Source organism: Limibacter armeniacum (assembly GCF_036880985.1).
GTDB lineage: Bacteria > Bacteroidota > Bacteroidia > Cytophagales > Flammeovirgaceae > Limibacter > Limibacter armeniacum.
Genome location: NZ_JBAJNO010000001.1, coordinates 135,736 through 156,269, shown reverse-complemented (window position 1 = coordinate 156,269; position 20,534 = coordinate 135,736). Strand labels below are relative to the sequence as shown.

Annotated in this window: 12 protein-coding genes; 10 read left to right on the top strand and 2 right to left on the bottom strand. The window is 41.8% G+C overall.

Going from position 1 to position 20,534, the window contains the following annotated elements; all coding sequences use genetic code 11:
• The first annotated feature begins 70 nt into the window (after positions 1-70).
• The 3 genes from V6R21_RS00555 to V6R21_RS00545 all read left to right on the top strand — a co-directional run bounded on the left by V6R21_RS00555 (position 71) and on the right by V6R21_RS00545 (position 6,289).
• Positions 71-3,154 carry a SusC/RagA family TonB-linked outer membrane protein gene (locus tag V6R21_RS00555; RefSeq protein ID WP_334239901.1) on the top strand — a complete coding sequence of 1,028 codons (3,084 nt, stop codon included), beginning with the start codon at positions 71-73 and terminating at the stop codon, positions 3,152-3,154.
• 22 nt (positions 3,155-3,176) lie between these two features.
• A complete protein-coding gene (locus tag V6R21_RS00550; RefSeq protein ID WP_334239899.1) occupies positions 3,177-4,658 on the top strand; it encodes a RagB/SusD family nutrient uptake outer membrane protein in 1,482 nt (493 codons plus the stop codon).
• A gap of 110 nt (positions 4,659-4,768) precedes the next feature.
• Positions 4,769-6,289: a DUF1961 family protein gene (locus tag V6R21_RS00545; protein ID WP_334239897.1), complete on the top strand. Its 1,521-nt coding sequence runs from the start codon at positions 4,769-4,771 to the stop codon at positions 6,287-6,289.
• 278 nt (positions 6,290-6,567) lie between these two features.
• Here the strand turns inward: V6R21_RS00545 and V6R21_RS00540 are convergent, their stop codons facing one another.
• Positions 6,568-8,457 carry a sodium:solute symporter family protein gene (locus V6R21_RS00540; protein WP_334239895.1) on the bottom strand — a complete coding sequence of 630 codons (1,890 nt, stop codon included), beginning with the start codon at positions 8,455-8,457 and terminating at the stop codon, positions 6,568-6,570.
• Positions 8,458-8,807: 350 nt separating this feature from the next.
• On the opposite strand from V6R21_RS00540, the gene V6R21_RS00535 reads away from it, so the two are divergent.
• Positions 8,808-11,081, top strand: a complete 2,274-nt coding sequence (locus tag V6R21_RS00535; protein WP_334239892.1) for a GH36-type glycosyl hydrolase domain-containing protein — start codon at positions 8,808-8,810, stop codon at positions 11,079-11,081.
• 42 nt (positions 11,082-11,123) lie between these two features.
• Here V6R21_RS00535 and V6R21_RS00530 read toward each other — a convergent pair whose 3' ends face one another.
• The gene (locus V6R21_RS00530) at positions 11,124-11,939 is read right to left on the bottom strand and encodes a phytanoyl-CoA dioxygenase family protein (RefSeq protein ID WP_334239890.1); all 816 of its coding nucleotides are present in this window, start codon (positions 11,937-11,939) and stop codon (positions 11,124-11,126) included.
• A 374-nt stretch (positions 11,940-12,313) separates the two neighbouring features.
• On the opposite strand from V6R21_RS00530, the gene V6R21_RS00525 reads away from it, so the two are divergent.
• The 6 genes from V6R21_RS00525 (at position 12,314) to V6R21_RS00500 (ending at position 20,404) form a co-directional block, all read left to right on the top strand.
• Positions 12,314-14,365 carry a polysaccharide lyase family 8 super-sandwich domain-containing protein gene (locus tag V6R21_RS00525; RefSeq protein ID WP_334239888.1) on the top strand — a complete coding sequence of 684 codons (2,052 nt, stop codon included), beginning with the start codon at positions 12,314-12,316 and terminating at the stop codon, positions 14,363-14,365.
• 19 nt (positions 14,366-14,384) lie between these two features.
• Entirely contained in the window at positions 14,385-14,531 is a 147-nt protein-coding gene (locus V6R21_RS00520) for an SDR family NAD(P)-dependent oxidoreductase (protein WP_334239886.1), read from the top strand.
• 293 nt (positions 14,532-14,824) lie between these two features.
• On the top strand, positions 14,825-16,252 hold the full coding sequence (locus V6R21_RS00515; protein ID WP_334239883.1) for a sulfatase: 1,428 nt from the start codon (positions 14,825-14,827) through the stop codon (positions 16,250-16,252).
• Positions 16,253-16,893: 641 nt separating this feature from the next.
• Positions 16,894-17,343 carry a VOC family protein gene (locus V6R21_RS00510; RefSeq protein ID WP_334239881.1) on the top strand — a complete coding sequence of 150 codons (450 nt, stop codon included), beginning with the start codon at positions 16,894-16,896 and terminating at the stop codon, positions 17,341-17,343.
• A gap of 116 nt (positions 17,344-17,459) precedes the next feature.
• Positions 17,460-18,938 carry a serine hydrolase domain-containing protein gene (locus tag V6R21_RS00505; RefSeq protein WP_334239880.1) on the top strand — a complete coding sequence of 493 codons (1,479 nt, stop codon included), beginning with the start codon at positions 17,460-17,462 and terminating at the stop codon, positions 18,936-18,938.
• A 566-nt stretch (positions 18,939-19,504) separates the two neighbouring features.
• A complete protein-coding gene (locus tag V6R21_RS00500) occupies positions 19,505-20,404 on the top strand; it encodes a polysaccharide deacetylase family protein (RefSeq protein ID WP_334239878.1) in 900 nt (299 codons plus the stop codon).
• Positions 20,405-20,534 lie beyond the last annotated feature (130 nt).

Sequence of the window (20,534 nt, the reverse complement as noted above, 5' to 3'; positions counted from 1 at the left end):
CTACATTTATCGTCGTGAAGAAACACACAACCCAAATCTGTAACGAAACAGGCGACGAAAATAAACAACTATGAAACCTTTTACATTTAACAGTTCGTGCATAGCCAGACTGCTGCTCCTAATTTTTACTTGGTGTTTGCTGTCAGGTGAAGTATCGGCACAGGAAACAGGCGTACCGATTGTCGGGCGAGTATTGGATGCCACAAACGGAGAAACTTTACCGGGTGTCAACGTAGCGATCAAAAACAAGAGTAAAGGAGGAATTACCAATTTTGATGGTAAATTCTCTATTCTGGCTGAGCCGGAAGATGTGATTGTATTCTCTTATGTAGGCTTTATCTCACAAGAATTGAAAGTGGGTAGCCGAACAGAGTTCAGTGTCAGCTTGACGCCCGACATGCAATCGCTGGAAGAAGTGGTCGTGATTGGATACGGTACACAGGAAGCCAAGGACCTGACCGGTGCCGTTGGACTAGTCAAGGCAGAAGAGCTGAACCAGTACCCGGTCTCCAATGTAAGCCAGGCGATGCAGGGTAGAATGGCAGGTGTACAGGTCTCGAACAGTACCTCTCCCGGTGGTGGAATCAAGGTAAGAATTAGGGGCGTCGGCACCATTACAGGAGCGTCTGATCCTTTGTATGTGGTGGATGGTGTACAGATGACTTCCCTGAACAATATTGATGTCAATGATATCGAGAGTATGAACGTGCTAAAGGATGCTTCTGCAGCAGCCATTTATGGTACACGGGCAGCTAATGGTGTTGTGATTATCACCACCAAGTCAGGTAAGTCGGGCAGGACGCAATTCAACTTCAATGCTGAATACGGCATGCAGTATCCGTTGAACCAGTATGAGATGATGAACACCCAACAGTATAAGCAGTTTGCTGAAACGCTGTTCACAACAGGCGAAGTAGTGACCATCAAATTCAACAAGTGGGTGTACAATGAAGACTATACTGAGACGACCAACTGGATGGAGGAAGTGTTCCGTCCGGCACCGGTTCAGCGGTATAACTTTTCAGGAGCGGGCGGAAGTGAAGCAGGCAGTTATCGCCTTTCAGCCAGTTACTTTAACCAGGAAGGACTGCAGCGCAATACAGGTTATGAGCGTTTCAACCTCTCCCTCAACTCCAATATGAAAAAGGGTATTTTCAATTTTGGAGAATCGATCAACCTGTACACTTCCATGAGACAGGTACCAGGTGAAAATGCTGGTCCGGCAGTCATGAAAACCATTCCGCATATGCCGGTCTATGATCCTACCACGTTGAATGGATATGGCATTCCTTCTACAGAACTGGCGGGCATTGTTAATACCATGAATCCGGTATTGAATATGGATTTGAAGCAGAAAGAAACCAATCAGTTCGGTTTCAACGGAAATATTTTTGGGGAACTAGAACTGTTAACTGGACTGAAATTCAGATCCTCCCTGAATGCGCAGATGCTCCACTCGCTTACGACAACCCAGCATCCCAAAATTGATCAGGGAACCGCCACCTATGCCACGGTAGAATCATTCTATGGGGAGGACCAGATGCGTTTCCAGTCATTCAATATTGAAAACTATTTCAACTATGACCGGGAATTTGGTGGACATAAGGTAGGTGCTATGCTGGGGACCACTGCTTTGACAGAGAAATCAAAGGGCGTTTTTGCCGGCGCCTTTGAAAACCGTGACGGAATCCAGTCAGTGGTGGGAAATAGAGGGAATTATGGCAACTTCCTGTTTGAGAAACACATGCTTTCTTTTTTGGGAAGGGTGACGTACTCCTACAAGGATAAATACCTGATGACAGGATCGTTACGAAGAGATGGCAGTTCCATCCTGTCGGCAGCGAATCGTTGGGGTAATTTTCCATCTTTCTCGCTAGGTTGGAGAGTGTCGGAAGAACCGTTTCTGAAAGGCAGCAAGTTAATATCCAATATGAAAATCAGGGGTGGCTATGGTGAGCTGGGCAGAGATTTATCATTGGGTTCACAGATTACACCACTCATGTATCCGTTTGTGGTCTACCCTTTTGCTTCAGGTACCAGTACGGTAGGATCAGTTGTGGATTCTGCGCCGTCAGACAACCTGAGATGGGAAACAGCCAAGCAAACCAACATGGGAGTAGACTTGGGGTTGTTACATGACAAGGTAGAAGTGGTGGCAGATTATTTTATCAAGGACTCAGAGGATGCCTTGCTAGAAGTGCAGTATATGGCTGATTATGGTATAGGCATTGACCGTAGCCCGCAGTATATCGGTACAGGTAATATCAATGTCGGTTCCATCAGAAATAAAGGGATAGAGCTGGCAGTCTCCTATAACAATATGGAACACGCCTTCCAGTACAGGGTAAGTGGCAACTTTACCTACCTCCAGAATCAGGTAACCAAGGTATATGAAATCGGCGGGCAGGCTGTTCCGATCGTCAACGGCGCGCAGCGTGTGCTGGCAGGAGAAGAGATGTGGCACTTCTATGGCTACCAGTCATTGGGACTGTTTCAGTCTCAGGACGAAATTGACAGCTATGGCAGTACAGATGCCAATGGCGAGTTCAAGCCTTACCAGCCTTATGCCAAACCTGGAGACGTAAAATTTGCCGAGACGAACAATGATGGGGTATTGGATAACAATGACCGAATCGTACTGGGCAATTCACTGCCGAAGTATTATTTTGGTCTTAGCCTGAATGCCAATTACAAAGGCTTTGACCTGTCACTACTGCTGGAAGGAAAGTCAGGCTTTCAAGTCTACAACCAGAACCTGAGAGAGCTGACCCAAACCAATGACAAACTCAACAGACATATCAGTTTGGTGGACAATACCTGGACGGAAGAAAATCCGAATGCAGACCATCCGGTGATCAATGCCAGTGCACGTTCTTTTGACTTCTCTGACAGGATGCTTCAGGACGGGACTTACATAACTGCCAAGAATTTTCAACTTGGCTATAACTTCAGCGAAAACCTGTTAATGAATGGTGCCATTTCTAAGTTGAGACTCTATTTCAGTGTGACAAACGCATTCATCTTGTCAAACTATAATGGTTACAATCCAGACGTTTGGGATCAGGGAAGCTCTAACGGAGCAGGCATTGAGTACTCTAATTTGGCAAGACCAACACCAAGAACAGTATCAGCAGGTGTACAAATGAATTTCTAACCCAGCAAACCTTAGTATATAAATGAAGACGATCATCCGATATATCAGATTGCTGCCGGTGGTGATGCTGCCACTGGCAAGTGCCTGCGAAGATTTTTTGGAGGTAGAACAGAAAACTCAGATTACCTCTGATAACTATTTTATTAATGAGGAGTCTATTATGGAATCATTGACCGCTGCCTATTCAGCTTTGGGAGATGTGAGACTTTACTCCAATCATTACTGGAAACAAAGGGGACTGCTCACAGACCATGTGGAGACGCCTGAGACAGCAGCGGAATTTACACAGCACTATATCTTTGAGTTTGGAGAGAACTCCGGAGAATTGCTGGGGATGTGGAGTTCGCTTTACAAAGGAATTAATAGAACGAATACAGTGACTTCTAAGGTACCGGAAGAATTAAAGGATCAAGAACTGATGCTGAGGGCACAAGATGAAGCAAGGTTCCTGAGAGCGCTCTATTACTTCCACCTGTTACAAATGTGGCGGGAGGTTCCGTTAAGAACACCGGAAAACATGATCACTTTTGCCATTCCAAAAAGTAGTAGGGAGGAAGTCTATGCTTTTATTGAAGATGATCTGACTTCAATCGTTACCAGCAACCACTTGCCAGAAATGTATTCAAATAAAGAAAATGAGGAAATTGGAAGGGCGACAATAGGAGCTGCAAAGGCCTTACTTGGGAAGGTGTATCTGTATCAGAAGAAATACACAGAGGCAGCTAAATTCCTTAAGGAAGTGATAGATATGCCTTACAGCTTGGTGCCTGATCCCGAATATATATGGCATATCAATAACCAGAACAATGCAATTGCCAACGAGAATATATTTGAAGTACAGTTTGATAGTCATGTGGGAGGTGTCAACTTCTGGTTTGATGACGGCGTACAGGCAAGTGAAGGGCAGCAGCGTGTACAGTTCTTGGAAAATATGGCAGGAGGATATTACAACCTGTTCCCAACACAGCCATTGATAGATTTGTACCAAAGTGAGTCAGGCGACAAGCGATTTAAGGCATTTATTAGGATGCCGGGAGATAGCATCGCATGGAGTGAGGAAGTTTATACAGGATTAGGCCCTGTAATCAGGAAAGGAATCAGTACCAAACCCACTGTAACAGGGGGCAATGATGAGAACTTCCCCCTTATCAGGCTCGCAGATGTTTACCTGATGTATGCAGAAGCTTTGCTGAATGGCGCTGGGGCTGAATCGGATGCAGTCACCTATATTGATATGGTGAGGGAAAGGGCATTTGGCAATAGCTTTGTATCCATAGCTGATCGTAAAACTGCTACAGGAAAACCTCTGATAACGCTACTGAAAGAGGAAAGAAGCAAGGAGCTAGCATTTGAAGCACATCGTTTCAATGATTTGCGGAGATGGGGAGATCTGGAGACAGCTTTGGGAGACCGTTACAAGGCAAGAGGCGAGTTTTACCCTATACCAGTACAGGAAGTGGATAAGTCTGGTGGTATTCTGCTGCAAGACCCTAATTATAATTAGTTGTTGTGTTTGAATATTGAAAACGAAGAATTGGCTACTCCATTGGGGTAGCTTTTCTTTTTACTGCTTTACAAAAAAAATGAAATCAAACCCTAAATAGAATCAGATAGATGAAAAAAATATTAGTATTGGTACTTTCCGTGATCTGTATTTCAGCTTCTTTAGCTCAGACACCGCTGTTTGAATACAAAGTGAAACCTTTCCATGAGCAGGAAGATTCGGAAATACATGGAGAGGCAAGAATCGTGGAGCTTTCAGGTAAAAAAGCCTACAACCTGACCAGTATCCATAGTCGATTGGTTTTTCCAAAACATACCCTGAATGAAGAGAAAGGTTCCCTCAACTTGTGGTTTTTTCCATTGGAAGATCTCTCTCCAGCCTACAGGGGCTACCGCATGGATATGAACAACAAGTATTATTTCAGTTTTTCCCTTTTGTCTGACTATGCCCAAAATCCTAATAATATTGATGAAGCCAACTTTGCCCTCAGTTTTGCCAGGGATTGGCATCCACAGTTTTATGCCAAATTCTACAAGGGAACACTATTCCCGACAAGGGTAGATCCTCCCCAGAAAGGCTTTGTTACTTCCGAGCATTTTCTATTCGAAAAAAACAGATGGTACCAGATTACCCTTACTTGGGACAAAAAGAAAAACGAGTTGCGCTTGTATGCCAATGGTATCTTGATTGGGACGGAAGACAGTACCAATAGCGGGTTCTATTATGACCAGATCAATGATCAATTGTATGTCAATAACAATGCGTTGGCTTTGGGTGATTATTCCTTTTATGAAGAGGTGTTAAGTCCTAAAAAAATAAGTGCATTATATAAGACAAATCTCCCCGATTTTGATGCGCAATACCATCAGCATTTATTGGACGTATTTGCCGGAGGTAAAATCGAAGACTTTGAATTTGGTATAAACGAGGAGTGGCAGGAAAAATTAAACCTGAGCTTGAAGGAGCCGCAACATCTGGACTTGTTTCATGTTCAAGGTTATACAGATGCACCGTCGATTACGGAGGAAGGGTTGCTGATCGAAACGCCTTTTCTGGATCAGTGTGCAGCCACGCTTGACAGCCAAGTGTATGTCTGGTCAAAAGATATCTTTGAAGGTGATTTGTATGTGGAGTATGAGTTTAAGTCATTAAGACCCGGCGGGTTAAGCCTTTTGATGGTACAGGCCGCAGGCATGCAGCGGGAAGATGTGTTGAAGGATTATCCGCTGAGAACAAATGGTAACTTCAGGACGGCGATTGGTGAAGATGTCAGGAATTATCATTGGGAATATTACAGGGAAATGAATGATGTACGGAATGATATTGCTTCTGGTGGATTGACCAAAAACCCCTACTATTTACCGCTTGACTATGGAACGTTTGACAAGCCTTTTGAGAATTACAAATGGCATAAGTTGCAGTTTCTTCAGCAGGGTAATAAACTGGTGGGAGCCATAGATGGCAAAATCATCGTGGAAGCTGAAGACTCATACTTAACAAATAGTGGTGGGGTTTACAATTTTGGTCATATCGTGATCCGATGTATGGTCAGGACAAAACTACTGGTAAGAAACCTGAAGGTTTATAACAGGAATACGGAGGTGAAAGTGATTGAATCCAAAAGTATGTAGCCTTTGTATTTCCGTTGAATGCAAAAACTCCTGCAAGTGATTTCAATTTGCAGGAGTTTTCAATGGTAGAGATGCTTGAATTTATTTGATAATGAGTCTTTATTAGTTAACGTGAGTTATGGATTAAAATACCTCTGTTTTGCCTATTTCGATGGGATGAATCCCATCGCTATTGTATATCACCCTTTCAGGGTGTGTTTACCTGTCCTGAAAGGACAAAATATATCAGCGATGGGTTTGAACCCATCGGTAAGGGACATTCTAATCCATAATTCACGTTAGTTAGTAAGCACACTTTCAGCTTCAACGGGCTGCTCTGATAGCTCTAACGCCAGTTCCTCTTCTCGCGCCTTGAATGGCTCCCACCATGTTTTTTTCAGGATAAAGGAAGTCAGACAGGTTAGTACAAGAGACAGGAAGAAATTCCGCCACTCCATCAGCACCATAAAGATGGGGGTAGCCACCAAAACGGTTTGCCACAAAATACCGACTCCGACATTGAACATGTCCCGCTTGAAATGGGTATTGGCTTTTAGGTTTGGATAAGAAGCCTCTAGCTCCTGATGGATTGGTTGCCAGAACCCCCAAGGTCTTACATTGAAGTAAAAACGTTTCAATGTTTCCATATCAGTAGGTGGCGAGGTATAGGTCCCAACAATGCACCCCACAAATGAAATCAGGAGCAGGAGCGGGAAATAGTACAGTTCGAGCGTTTGCTGAAACACCAATGGAAATACCAATGCAGCTAACGTACCGGATGCCATTCCCCAGAAATATCCGCCGCCATTAAATCGCCACCAGTACCACTTCAGTACATTGGATGCGATATAGCCACCATAAAGGGCAGAAACTACCCATTGCAGCACGGCATTGACATCTTTGGCAAAGAAACCGAAAATGGTACTGACCACCACAAGTATAATACCGATTGCATAGCTGATAAGTGTGACTTTTTTCTGAGTAGCTTGTGGGTTAATGTATTTAAGGTAAAGGTCATTGATAATATAAGCCTGTCCAGCGTTGAGTGTTCCGGCAAAAGTGGAATTAAAGGCTGCCAATAGTCCAGCCAGTAACATCCCTGTAAGCCCTACCGGAATAAACTGTTCCATGGCAGCGGGAAGAAGCTGTTCAAAATCCAACCTTCCGCCTACATACAGATTTAACTGATCAAAATACAGAAGTCCCAATACGACAAAACCCGTGATCATCATATAGCGGGCAGGAATCAGGATCAGGGAAACCGATCCGCTCATCAGGGAAGCTTCTTTCGCATTCTTTGACGCCAGAATTTTTTGCATATCATACGTTGGAGCAGGACCTGCAGCACTAGAAAGAATCCCTTTGAAAAGAGTCAGTGAAAAGAACACAGTAAAGAGAGAAAATCCGTCTGTAGCAATTTTATCATTGGCTTCCTGCACAATGCCATGCCAGTCCATTTCGAGTTCCCATCCGAATAAAGGAGACATCCATCCTTCCGGCACCACCAGTGTCTGCTCACCCAAAGTACTCATGGCAATGGCAGCGACAATAATAGAGGAAACAGTCATGATGATGTATTGGACGATGTCGGTCCATACAATACTGACCATCCCGCCGAGTATGGCATAGAACATGGCAAATAGGGTCAGGCAAATACCGTAAAAATGCGGTACATACTGTGATGATACTTCAAATGGAATGTATTGTGACACATATTCCCAAGGAATAAATATCTCGATGAATTTCCCTACTCCTATAAAGCCGTATGCCAGCATGCCAATACAGCCAATCAGTGCAAAGATGACGACCACCATATGGGAGAGTCGTGCTTCACGGCTGTTCCCGAACCGTGTTTTGATCCACTCTGCGCCAGTCGTGACATTGGAGCGCCTGAGCCAAGCCGACAAGAACACCATCAGGAAAATCTGGTTGAATACAGGCCACAGCCAGGGGATCCAGATACTCTTGAGTCCGTAGACAAACCCGATAGCCACCAGCCACATAGTGCCTGAGATGTCAAACATGCCGGAAGCGTTTGAAAGCCCCAACAGATACCAGGGCAGCTTGTTGCCCCCCAGCAAGTATTCACCTTTACTTTTTTGCGCCCGTTTTTTCATCACCAGCCCGATTACCACCGTGGCGATCAGGTAAAGGGCAATAATGCATATATCAATGATTCCTAGTTTCACAATCCTGTTGGTTTATAAATAAAAGACCTGTTTAAAGCATACAGCATTGAGGCTGTACACCAGACGTGTTTCGGTTGGGTAAATATTTGTATTGTACAGGCAATAAGGGGGGGCAAATCGTTTTATAAGGAGCGAATTTGCAGTGGCCCCAAAAGCGCAAAAATCGCGGTGGGCAGGAATGAGGACATCCCTTCAGAATGTGCGGATTCATATTCAGATTGGCGCAGTAAGCCAGCAGAAGACTTCCCTGCTTTTTCAAAGCATCCTATTTTTAGGCTGAACCAATTTTTACACAAAGCGAAGTCTCTTCCGCTTATGGATACAGACTCTCTTATATTTTTAGATCTCAGATGAAAATACTCAAAACAATAGGACTGCTCCTGCTGCTGACATTTGGCGGCGCAAGTATTGCCCAGACACCCTTAGTTGTATGGGAATGGGACGAGAATGGATTGCCTTCCCTTGATTATCAGGGGGCATATCCTTTTAAGGTGGAGTTGTCAAAACAGGCGACCAGCATGACCACAGACCCTTATTTTGCGCTGGGCAATTACCGGATGCTGCTCTTTGCCCATGTCAGCGGAACATACCAGTTGCTGACGGCTGAGAGAAGCTGGGGAAGGCTGAATCAGGGTGACAGCATCAACACAGGGGTAAGCGGCGCTTACCTAAAGCTAGGAAAGAAACGGGTGGCCCTGACCGGTCCCAACTCGTTGGCTGAAAACAGAAGCCAAACAGCCGTTAAAACAGGAGTAGGGTATATGTCTTATCGTTATCAGATGAATAAAAACCTGTCTGTGAAGCGTACTATCAAGGTGGCCCCTTCCCAAAGCTATGATGGTGGCCTGCCCGCCTTTCTGGTAGAAGTAGAAATAGAAAATTCAGGAAAACGCAAAGAGAAGGTAGACTACCATGAGTTTGTAAGAGCCAGTTATGAAATGAATTATCAGCAGCGGTCAGCTAAAAAAGTGGATTACCGCGCTGATGTGAAACAGGTGTCTGCAAACTTGATCAAAGCGGATATGATCGCGGAAACGGAAGTCCCTTTTCTTTGGAAGGATCGAGAGACAGCAGCAGAATATGAGGGTTACCCTCCTTCACTGTTTATCAGTTCACTGGAAGTCAATGGTACTGTGACCTCTTACCCTGATGCATCAGGGAAACCATTATTGGATGCTTCGGTTGAGGTTACCCTAAAACCTGCTGAGAAAAAGACTGTTTATTTTGTGGTGGGAATCGAAGCCACTGGAGATGTGGCACAGATCAAGCAAATGATTGAAAAGCTGCAGCAGGACGATGTAGCCAACAGTTTTGCTTCAGCATGGAAAAATGTGTTACCACTATTTGAAGCTGAAAAAGATGATCGATTGAGAATGGAGTTGATCTGGGATGCCCATACGCTCGAAGCCATGTCCATGTATTCGGGTTATTTTCAGGAAACCAAAACCCCGCAAGGAAGTGCCTATGATTATTATTGGGGACTGCATGGTGGTATCCGTGACCACTTGCAGCACATGTTGCCCATGTGTTATTACAACCCTGAAGTAGCCAAATCAGCCTTGCGTTATTGCCTGAAAAAGGTAACACCAAGAGGGGAAGCCCCAATTTCGGAAAAAGGGATCGGTTACCAGACCGATGAAGCGTATAAGCAGAGTGACAACCAACTGTTTCTCTTGAACTCTCTCAATGAGTACCTGCGCATTACAGGAGACTATGCTTTTCTAATGGAAGACATCGCCTATTACCCTTTGGAGGCCAAAACTTCTGGCACAGTGCTGGACCATATCGAGATGATGCACCTCTTTCTGCGTGACGAGATCAGCGTCGGTCCAAGGGGATTGGTCCGTCTCCTGAACTCTGACTGGAATGATGACATTCATTTTGTACTGGCGGAAAAACCTTACAACCGAATGTACTTTGATTCTGAATCCATGCTCAATTCTACCATGCTTGTGAAAGTGTATGGTGATATGCTGCGCGAACTGGAAAAGGCGAAAAAGGTAGAGAAAGATATCCCAATGATAGAAGTTGACCGACTGCTGGAAAGTATTACCTATCAGCGTAAAACCATGCTGGAAAATGTGATGAAAGACTGGGGGGGTGCCACATATCTACGCCGTTTTTACTGGATTGATGAATCAGTAGGACATGACAAGATTTACCTTTGGCCACAGGCGTTTGCCCTGCAAATTCCGGAAGTATCCATAGAGAAAAAACAAGCACTCTTACAGGAAGTGGAAGAGAAGCTGATCAAGCCAGAAAAAGTAGGCGCAAGGCTGATGGAAGGCAACTTCCCACTGAAGAGGGGAGAGCATTATGCAGAAATTGGCTGCGGGGAAAACGGTGGCTGCTGGTATTCTCCTTTTGGGCAGCTCGTAATCGGAACGGCAGAAGTAGATATAGACAAAGCATGGCAGTTTTTTGAGCGCACCACTTTCAGGCATATTTCAAGTCAATACCCTGATCTTTGGATCGGGCAATGGACTTCTTCAGATTATGTGAACTCCTCCCTGACTTCAGCTTACCCGGGGCACTCTCAGAATATGGTCTACAATGCACATCCGCATGCTTATCAGCTTTATATGTATTATCTGCTGAAAGAAAAGGAAAGTACAAAACAATAACAGTTACGGAAAAAGAGCCTTGCGAACCAAGGCTCTTTTTTATCAGACAACCGGATTGATTGGACTGGCCGCCAAATCACCTGCTTGACAGCCAGGTAACCACTGCCTTAAGTCTGTCTCCTTGTGTACATGGTCAGGTTGGGTTACTTTGGCTCCATCTGCAAAATAAATGACAGTCATTACTTCACGCATGCGGTTACCAATGTTACCAGGAGCATAATGCATGGTCCACCCATAATGGAAGGTAGCATCTCCGGCACAAATTGATTTGAGATCTGAAATAGAATATGCATTGTGGTGGACCAATTCGTCGAAATAGTGGTTTGATTGATCAGAGATGGCGATTTGTTCTTTGTTTTCGTGGCGATGTGAGCCTGAGGCAAATTGAAGAATGCCCATAGATTCATTCAAATCCACAAGTGGCATCCACATGGTAAGCGTTTTATCCGTGTCCAATGGCCAATAATACTGGTCTTGGTGCCAAGGGGTTGGACCTCCGCCCGCCTCTTTAAATAATGCCTGATCGTGATAGATCCTTACTTTTTCAACTCCCAGCAGTTTGGCGGCAATTCCTGCAAACCGCTTAGCCATTACAAACTGCCTAATCACTTCGTTTGATCTCCAAAGGTTCATGATCTGTAAAAATGCTTTGCCATAAGTGTCCCGTTCCTGCAAAGGCTTGAAGTCTTTTTGTCGTTGGGAGACTTCAGCTTGTATAGCTTTTCTATAGGGCTGTAAATCATCCTGTCCCATGATGTTGTCCAACTTTACCCAACCGTTTTCATGAAACTGTTCAACCGTTTCAGTGGAGAGAAAAAAGGGGGTATCAAGAATAGATCTCGTTTCAGTATTGTCCATCTCTAATGTAGTTAATAGGTAATCAAATGATGAATAGAGGGAAAATAATCAGGAGATGAAATACTTGAAATAAAGCCATGAAATTCAGGTGATTCCTCTACCTAATTAAGTGAAATAGAGCAAAGGTGAAGGGCAACGATTGAATTTTAAACGCTTCAGAATAGGAGATGTAATACTGGACGGAAATAGGGAATTCTTCCAAAAAGGTGGACGTATAATTTTAATGCTTACCAAGATAAGGAGGAAGTAGCTTTTTAAATCCAAATAATTAAAATTCATTTCTTCAACAGAATTATTCATTAAGCATTTCTAGCATGCAGGATTTTAAATTATACTATCGGGTAATCATTTTTTTGCTAACCACTGTCATTTTTTTGCAGGGTAATAAGCTCTTTGCTCAAACACAAATTTCAAATGATATAGATGTACTGAAGTTGCATCTTATAGAAACAATTTTGTCAGAGCCGGCACAGGAAAAGCAGATTGAAGCATTGAAAGAAAGGTTGCAGGAAAGTGGGAGTTTCTCAGATATCGACTATACCAATCGGCAGCGGAGTGCCTGGCCAGTCAGGGACCATTTAGACCGGCTATTATTGTTTGCCAAAGTGTACCGAACAGAGGGAAGCCCTTATTATCAGCATCCGTCCTGTTCCGACCAGATTCAACTAATGCTTAATTATTGGCTAGACCATGTGGATAATTATCCGAATTGGTACAATGTCAAGATTTACGTCCCTAAAATTCTCTCTGCTATCACAGTGCTAATGCAGGAGGAGTTGAGCGAAACCCAAATCTACAAGATCAACCTGTTGCTTGACAAAGCAACCATGGAAAATATGACGGGACAGAATAAGGTTTGGGCAGCTGGAATTGCGGTTAACAAAGGAGTCATCCGTTTAGATAAAGACCTAATCCAAACGGGTGTCAAGGCCATTGAAGAGGAAATTACGCTTGGTAAAGAGGAAGGAATTCAATTTGATTACTCTTACCACCAACACGGACCACAAATGCAGATGGGCACCTATGGTGTTTCTTTTACTCAGGAATTGGCTTTCTGGATAAAGGTTTTACAGGGAACAACCTTTGATTTTTCGGAAGAAAAGAAAGCAATTGTCAGGGACTTTTTTGGTAATGGTTTGCGGTGGGTGATCTATCAGGATCAAATGGATGTGACGGCTTTGGGAAGGCAACAGTTTCATGATTTTCAGTTTGAAAAAACCAACCGTTTCAAACGTGCTTTTCAAATGCTGTTCTCTGCCGATACTGCTTTTGCCCATCAGTTTCCGGACTTTAATATTACAAAAGGGAACAAGTATTTCTGGCATTCTGACTTTATGGTTCACCGTACGAGTGACTACTACACTTCACTCAAAATGGTGTCGGAAAGGATTATCGGTTCGGAGTCCGGAAATGGGGATAACGTCAAAGGGTATTACCTTTCAGATGGTGCGACCTATTTTTATAGAAAAGGAGATGAATACCTGAATGTCTTCCCTTTTTGGGATTGGAACAAAATACCAGGTACCACCACGCTGCAGCATCAGCATGATCTTCCAACCATAGATTGGGGAAGTTACCGTGTGGATTTTCCATTTGCGGGAGGTGTAAGCAATGGTGAAATAGGAGTGGCAGCTTTTCAATACGACAGGGATAGCCTGAACGCCAAGAAAGCTTATTTTTATTTTGACAGTGCCTTTGTATTTCTTGGAACAGACATCCGGTCTGAGCGTAACGGACAGGTGCTGACAACCGTCAATCAATCGCTGCTACATAAAAAAGGATTAAAACGCATAAAGAACTCAAACGGGCAAGCTATACTTCATGATGGGTTTGGCTATTTTTTTCCAAAAGACCAACCTGTTCATTTAGCAGCGAAAAAGGTAAAAGGCCGATACAGTAACTATGCTTTAAGTCAGTCAAGTGAAATCCTGAAAGCAAAAACTTTCCTCCTTTACTTGGATCATGGTCAGCATCCTGCCAGTCAGGCGTACCGCTACATGGTGTTTCCGGATTGCTTCACAAAAGAAGAGTTATCTAAAAGAGCAAATCAGTACCATATTTTGCAGAATGATAGTCTTTTGCAGTCAGTAGTCAATACAAAAACTCAAGCAATAGCGATGGTATTTCATCAGGCTGGGAAGTTGAAATATGCAGATAAGCTGGGAATAGAAGTCATACAACCTTGTATTGTATTACTTGAAAATGGAAAGGAAAATTTAAGGCTGCATTTGTCAGACCCTACACAGAAACTGGAATTGCTGACGGTAATGCTGGACGGGCATTACAGCACATCAGATATAGAAGCAGTTTACCAGCCTAAAGAAGACTATACCATATTGAAAATTAAATTACCAAACGCTGGCTTTACAGGTACAACAACAAGTATTGCATTAGATAAGATACCTACTGCTTATCAGGAAAATTAAAGGTATTGATCAATCTATTTTGAAACTATTTGATATACAGCATAAAGTAATCGTCATCACTGGCAGAGGTGGTGCATTGGGAAAAGGCATAGCCAAAGGTTTATTGGAGTCAGGAGCTCAGGTCGTGATTTTGAGTAGAAGCCAAACCACTGTTGACAGTGCATAGGCTGCTTTTGGAGATAAGGTAATGGGAATTGTCTATGATGTATTGGATGAATCGTTCCTGAAAAATGCCTGAGACCAGATCAAAGCAACTGGGGAAGAATAGATGTACTGCTCAATGCGACAGGTGGTAATATGCCCTATGGGAATATTTATTGGTTATGTTCTAACACTTCCAAATTTGTGACAGAATTATCAGTGTAATTAGTGGGAGATAGGCTTATCTCTACGTCTTACATTCTTGCAGGTTATTGTTTTAAATATTAATAACATAGTATGTATCTCTTTAGAAGAATCATGATAGGGCTAATTCTAAGCCTAATTCATATAAGTGTTCAGGCTCAGGGCAAACCCAATGTGCTTTTCATTGCCATTGATGATCTGAACGACTACATCAACTGTATGAATGGCGCAATTAACATCCCGACACCGAATATAGACAGACTAGCCCGACAGGGAACTCTGTTTACCAATGCTCATTGTCAGGCACCTATTTGTGGTCCTTCCAGGGCAAGTATTATGACAGGACTCTATCCATCGAGCAGCGGTAACTATTTGCATATGGAAGATCAGGATATCAGAAAATCCAATGAGCTTACCAGTAAGGCTGTTTTTATGCCTGACTTTTTTGAGGCGAATGGGTACAAAACCATGGGTGTTGGGAAAATTTATCATAATGGAGATGATGCAAACACTTTTCAGGAATATGGTGGGAAGTTTTCGTGGATGGGACCCAAGCCTCAAGAAAGAATTCATTATGATCCTTACAAAATGGAGGGAAAAAGAGGGTATACAGGAACTGATTGGGGGATATATCCTGAACATGACAGTCTAATGACTGATTATAAAAGTGCAGAATGGACAGTAGAAAGACTTCAGGAACATCACCCGAAACCATTCTTCTTGGCAGTGGGATTTGTCAGGCCGCATGTGCCGTGGCATGCACCAAAAAAGTGGTTTGAGAAATTCCCGTTAGACAGTATTCAGACGCCTCCCTATCTGCCAGATGATTTTGAAGACATTCCCCCCTTTGCTCAGATAGTAACTGATGTTCCTGCCATGCCTACCACTGAGGAACTGATCCAATCAGACCAGTGGAAAAATGTGATTCAAGCTTATATGGCCTGTGTCGCATTTGTGGATGCGCAGGTGGGAAAGGTACTCGATGCGTTAGAAACCTCTGACTATGCTAACAATACCATTGTCGTATTGTGGTCCGATCATGGCTACCATCTCGGTGAAAAAAACAGGTTTGCCAAACAGGCGCTATGGGAAAGAGACACCCGGGCAGTTCTGATTTTAAAAGGAATCAAATCTAGTGAAGGAGTCAAGTGTGATCGACCTGTAGAACTTCTGGATATCTATCCTACTTTGACTGATATGTGTAGCTTACCGCCGTATCCGTTGGCTGAGGGACATTCATTAAGAGAATGGATAGAAGGTAAAACGCCTAAATGGTCCCACCCAGCCATCACCTTCGACGGGAAAGGCAATATCTCCATAAGAAGTGAACGTTACCGACTGATTCAGTACGAGGATCAGTCTCTGGAATTATACGACTTGCTAAATGATGCGAATGAATGGAGTAATCTGGCGGATCAACCAGAGTTCCAGCATACGGTAAGTGAATTAAAAAAATACATTCCAGTTATTTGGGCAGATTTATCTGAATACTCAAAACTTTACTCTAATGAGTATTTCAGTGGTAAGTCCAATGGAGAATAATCAACAAATGGCTAATTAGTTTGAATTATGAGGTTATAATTAGATGACACGATTTTTAAATACTAATTCAATTATCGAAGGCTTAGAAATGCTATTTTTTTACACTAAAAAGAATCAAATTTGAACAAGTCAGGTTGGGTATAGAGATTGGAGGTGTATGGTTTGTATTATCAGCATTACTCAAAAAATAATATAAACAAGTATTGAATTGGAATAGAGATTTCCTACTCTAATCCTTTCTCATATTATGAGGTACTAAATGATGTTACCCTGTTCAACCCTTTCAGGGTTATGATATATTGATTGCTGTAAAATCCAGATTGCCATCTGGAGCTAATATGGTTTGTTTCCTTCGGAAACGGTGTTTTCTGTATGAAAAAATAATCCCGAAGGGATTGAACAATCGTAGCCTTAGGCATAAGTAAATTACATTTATCCAACTCCAAAGGAGTTGAACCTATAAACCATCGATGAGTTTAAAACTTCCGATTTCAATTATACCTCTGCTTAATAGTTTATTAAATTTTTGATATAATGTTAAATCGAAAGGGTATAAGTTTGAATGATGATAGCTGAGTATTGATTCAGAACAAAGTAAATTAGAATCATACTTAATGAAATCTTATTAAAAAGATATATCTATGAATAAAAAGCAATTACCGCAAATGCATAATGTCGGAATTGTGGTGGAATCCCTCGATAATGCCATATCTTTTTTCACAGAAATAGGCTTATGTCTAGAAGGGAGATCGACTATCGAAGGAGAGTGGTCTGGACGAGTTACTGGGTTGGATTCTCAACAAGTAGAAATTGCTATGATGGTAACACCTGACGGAAATAGTCGAATTGAACTTTCAAGATTTTTACAGCCAGCTACTACTTCTGATCACAGGAGTGCACCTGTTAATGCCCTGGGTTATTTACGTGTAATGTTTACTGTTGAAAATATAGATGAATTGGTGTTAAGGCTTACTAAACAAGGGGCAAAACTTATTGGAGATATAGTCAATTATGAAAACATGTATCGTCTATGTTATATACGAGGAGTTGAAGGTATTCTTATTGGTCTCGCAGAAGAAATTAGACAATAACACCTACAAGTAATAGCTTGATATATATACGATTACTGATAGTGTAGCCTTTTATAATAAAGCTAATAGTGTAACCTACTTTAACATTAATGTGTCCTATGGATAAACTTTAAACTATGTCCATAAAAGCACTTACTTTTTTTGCATTAGCCTGTATATTCTCATTCACTGCTTGTCAACCAAAAAATCAGGGTACAGTAGATTTTTCAGACCCTGAACTCTCTGGTAAAATTGAAAGTTTAGCTGACAGCATTTTTTCTGAAAAAGCACTTTTTGGCGATTTTATATTTGCTGTGGTCAATGAGAATGGACTTGTGTATTCTTTTGCTTTGAATCTTGATATTCAGGCAGGTAAACCAACAACACTCAATAACAATTCACCCATCTATATCGCTTCTCATACCAAGTCATTCACTGGGACCATGATGAAAATTTTGGAGGAGCAAAATAAACTCTCTTTGGATAGTTCACTCGCATTTTACATTCCGGAATTGGTATTTGATAATCGTATGGATACCAAGAATATTAATGTAAAGGCATTACTGAATCATACGCATGGTACTTTCAGTACACGTCTGACATGGAAAACAGCTTTCTTGGGCTATCAAGGAGAAAACGATGAGTTGATTAACGATTTTAATAAGGATTTCCAGCTAGATACAAGCCATGTGTTTAGGTATTCTAATGTTGGCCCAATCGTTTCGAGTATGATCGTAGACCGAACTTGCGAGCGTTCATGGAAGGACGTAATGAAAAGAGAGATTTTTGATCCATTAGAAATGACCAATACAAGTGCCTATGTAACGGATTTTGCATTCGATCAAATTCGACCTTCAGTCTTAGGCACTACGGAGCTAGGAATTGTAGAAGAAGACTTCTACAAGACTGATGTTACCATGCATGCTTCCGGAGGAGTTATTTCGACTGTAAATGACCTTTCAAGGTGGTTAAGTGCTAATATCAGGCAGGATGATAAATTGATGAAAAAAAGTTCATGGGCTGATTTACACCAATCGACTACTGCACAGGATAGGAGATACTTTACCTATCACCGAAGCGGTTATTCTCTGGGGTGGGACATTGCAGAATATCAAAATAAAAGAATACTGACTCGGTTTGGAGGATTGGCAGGTATCAGTTTTCATATTTCATTTATGCCTGAGCATCAAATAGGAATCATTGCCCTTTCAACAGACAACCGTGCTTCGCTGCTTCCTCACCTAATAGCTAATTATGCTTATAACCATATCAATAACCAAAATGCTGACAGTATTTTTCAAATAGAATACAGCAAGTTCGATGAGTATTTTGAGAAGGTGAATAACGAACAATATCCAAAGCAGGAAGGACTATTGAAGAAAGATGATTCTAATAAACTAATAGCTGGAATCTATCAGAACTCTTTAGATTGGCCGGATATAAAAATTTCTCAAGAGCAGGATCATTATCAATTTGAGTGGGGTGTTCTGAATGGGAAGGTATATCGGAAAGATGAGCATCAGTATTTAGCATCCTTGGGAGTGCTAATCAGAAACTTTGAAGTTAGGAATGACACATTGCTAACAGGTTCTCTTATTTATCTAAAAAAAGACTGAGACTTATATAGCAGCACTATCATTTATGGCTACTTGCTAGAAGTTAGCACATGGTTTTCTAAAGGAAGTTTAGCTTTCTAAGCCAGACCTCATGGGTTTGGCTTTTTTTTAAGCAAGTATTGAATTGGAATTGAGATTTTCTATGCTAAACCTTTCAGGGTTATGATATAATCAACACTGTATAGTCCGGATTGCCATCCGGAGCTAATATGGTTTGTTTTCTTCGGAAACAGTGATTGCTGTAAGAGAAAAAATCCCAAAGGGATTCAATAATGGTAGCCGTAGGCAAAAGCCTATGGTATAAGTAAATCCACAACTCCAAAGGAGTTGAACCAATAAATCATTGAAGCGTTAAAAACTTCCGATTTCAATGATACATCTGCTTATGTCTAATCGACCATACCTAATCATATTTTGAAGGGTTTAAGAGGTTAGAAAGGGGAGACGTTAAATGGTTCTAGTTTAGTAACTATTGGATTAGTACTATATTGAGGAGGAAAAATAATCGAACAAAGTAACATTAAACCATAGCTACTAATTAATTATAACTATTTATAAACTGAACTATGAAATACATACTTCTAGCACTGGTATTGATAACTTCATTTACTGCCTTTGCTCAACCAACAATAAGTATCACCTTTGATGATGGTAATACATCAAACCAAGCCAATTACAATTTTGAAGAATGGAATAGCATGATTTTGAATGCTTTGGATAGTGCCAAAATCAAGACTGTATTTTTTGTCAAAACCGATAATAAATCAACGGATAAGGGAAAGTATTTATTAGAGACATGGAATAACAAAGGACACCTTATAGCTAACCACACCTCCTCTCATCCCAATTTCAATAGAGATGATATTAATGCTGAAGACTTTAGAGTCCAGCTTTTAAAAGCTGATTCATTGATCAGTACCTATAGCAATTACGTTAAGCTATTCAGGTTTCCATACTTGAAGGAAGGCAATACAGCTACAGAAGTTGATAGCATTAGGCAGATCATGAAGTATTATGGTTATCAAAACGGATACGTTACCATTGATGCCTCGGATTGGTATATAGACAGCAGATTGCGAAAGCGATTAAATCAAAACCCTCAAGCTGATATCGAAGGATTCAAGGAATTTTATTTAGAACACCTTTTTGAGCGTGCTAGCTACTATGAGAATTTGTCTTTTGAATTGACAGGAAGACATATCAATCATACGCTACTTCTCCATCACAACCTTGCAGCAGCACTTTTTTTAGATGACTTAATTGACATGTTTAAGTCTAAAGGTTGGAATGTGGTTTCAGCAAGTGAGGCATTCAAAGACCCTATTTTTAAACAGACACCTCACTATGCTGGTGAAAGCCTAATTTGGGCTTTAGCAAAAGATTCGGGTAAATATGAAGGTGAACTTAGATATCCCGCAGAAGACAGCCGATACGAAAAGGAACGAATGGATGAGCTAGGACTATAAAGGTGATGCAGTTGTATAAAATGAGGGGAAGAAATTCGTTTGAATTAAACTTTATCACGGTTAGTATTCACCAAATTAACAATACTCTTGGTATTTTCTGAATGTAGTCGAAGGGATTAAAATATCGCTT

What these genes read in the sequence shown, in the direction of transcription:
- V6R21_RS00515 (WP_334239883.1), top strand. Translation starts at nt 14,825, where the DNA reads ATGATAGGGCTAATTCTAAGCCTAATTCATATAAGTGTTCAGGCTCAG.
- V6R21_RS00550 (WP_334239899.1), top strand. Translation starts at nt 3,177, where the DNA reads ATGAAGACGATCATCCGATATATCAGATTGCTGCCGGTGGTGATGCTG.
- V6R21_RS00535 (WP_334239892.1), top strand. Translation starts at nt 8,808, where the DNA reads ATGAAAATACTCAAAACAATAGGACTGCTCCTGCTGCTGACATTTGGC.
- V6R21_RS00530 (WP_334239890.1), bottom strand. Translation starts at nt 11,939, where the DNA reads ATGGACAATACTGAAACGAGATCTATTCTTGATACCCCCTTTTTTCTC.
- V6R21_RS00510 (WP_334239881.1), top strand. Translation starts at nt 16,894, where the DNA reads ATGAATAAAAAGCAATTACCGCAAATGCATAATGTCGGAATTGTGGTG.
- V6R21_RS00545 (WP_334239897.1), top strand. Translation starts at nt 4,769, where the DNA reads ATGAAAAAAATATTAGTATTGGTACTTTCCGTGATCTGTATTTCAGCT.
- V6R21_RS00505 (WP_334239880.1), top strand. Translation starts at nt 17,460, where the DNA reads ATGTCCATAAAAGCACTTACTTTTTTTGCATTAGCCTGTATATTCTCA.
- V6R21_RS00500 (WP_334239878.1), top strand. Translation starts at nt 19,505, where the DNA reads ATGAAATACATACTTCTAGCACTGGTATTGATAACTTCATTTACTGCC.
- V6R21_RS00555 (WP_334239901.1), top strand. Translation starts at nt 71, where the DNA reads ATGAAACCTTTTACATTTAACAGTTCGTGCATAGCCAGACTGCTGCTC.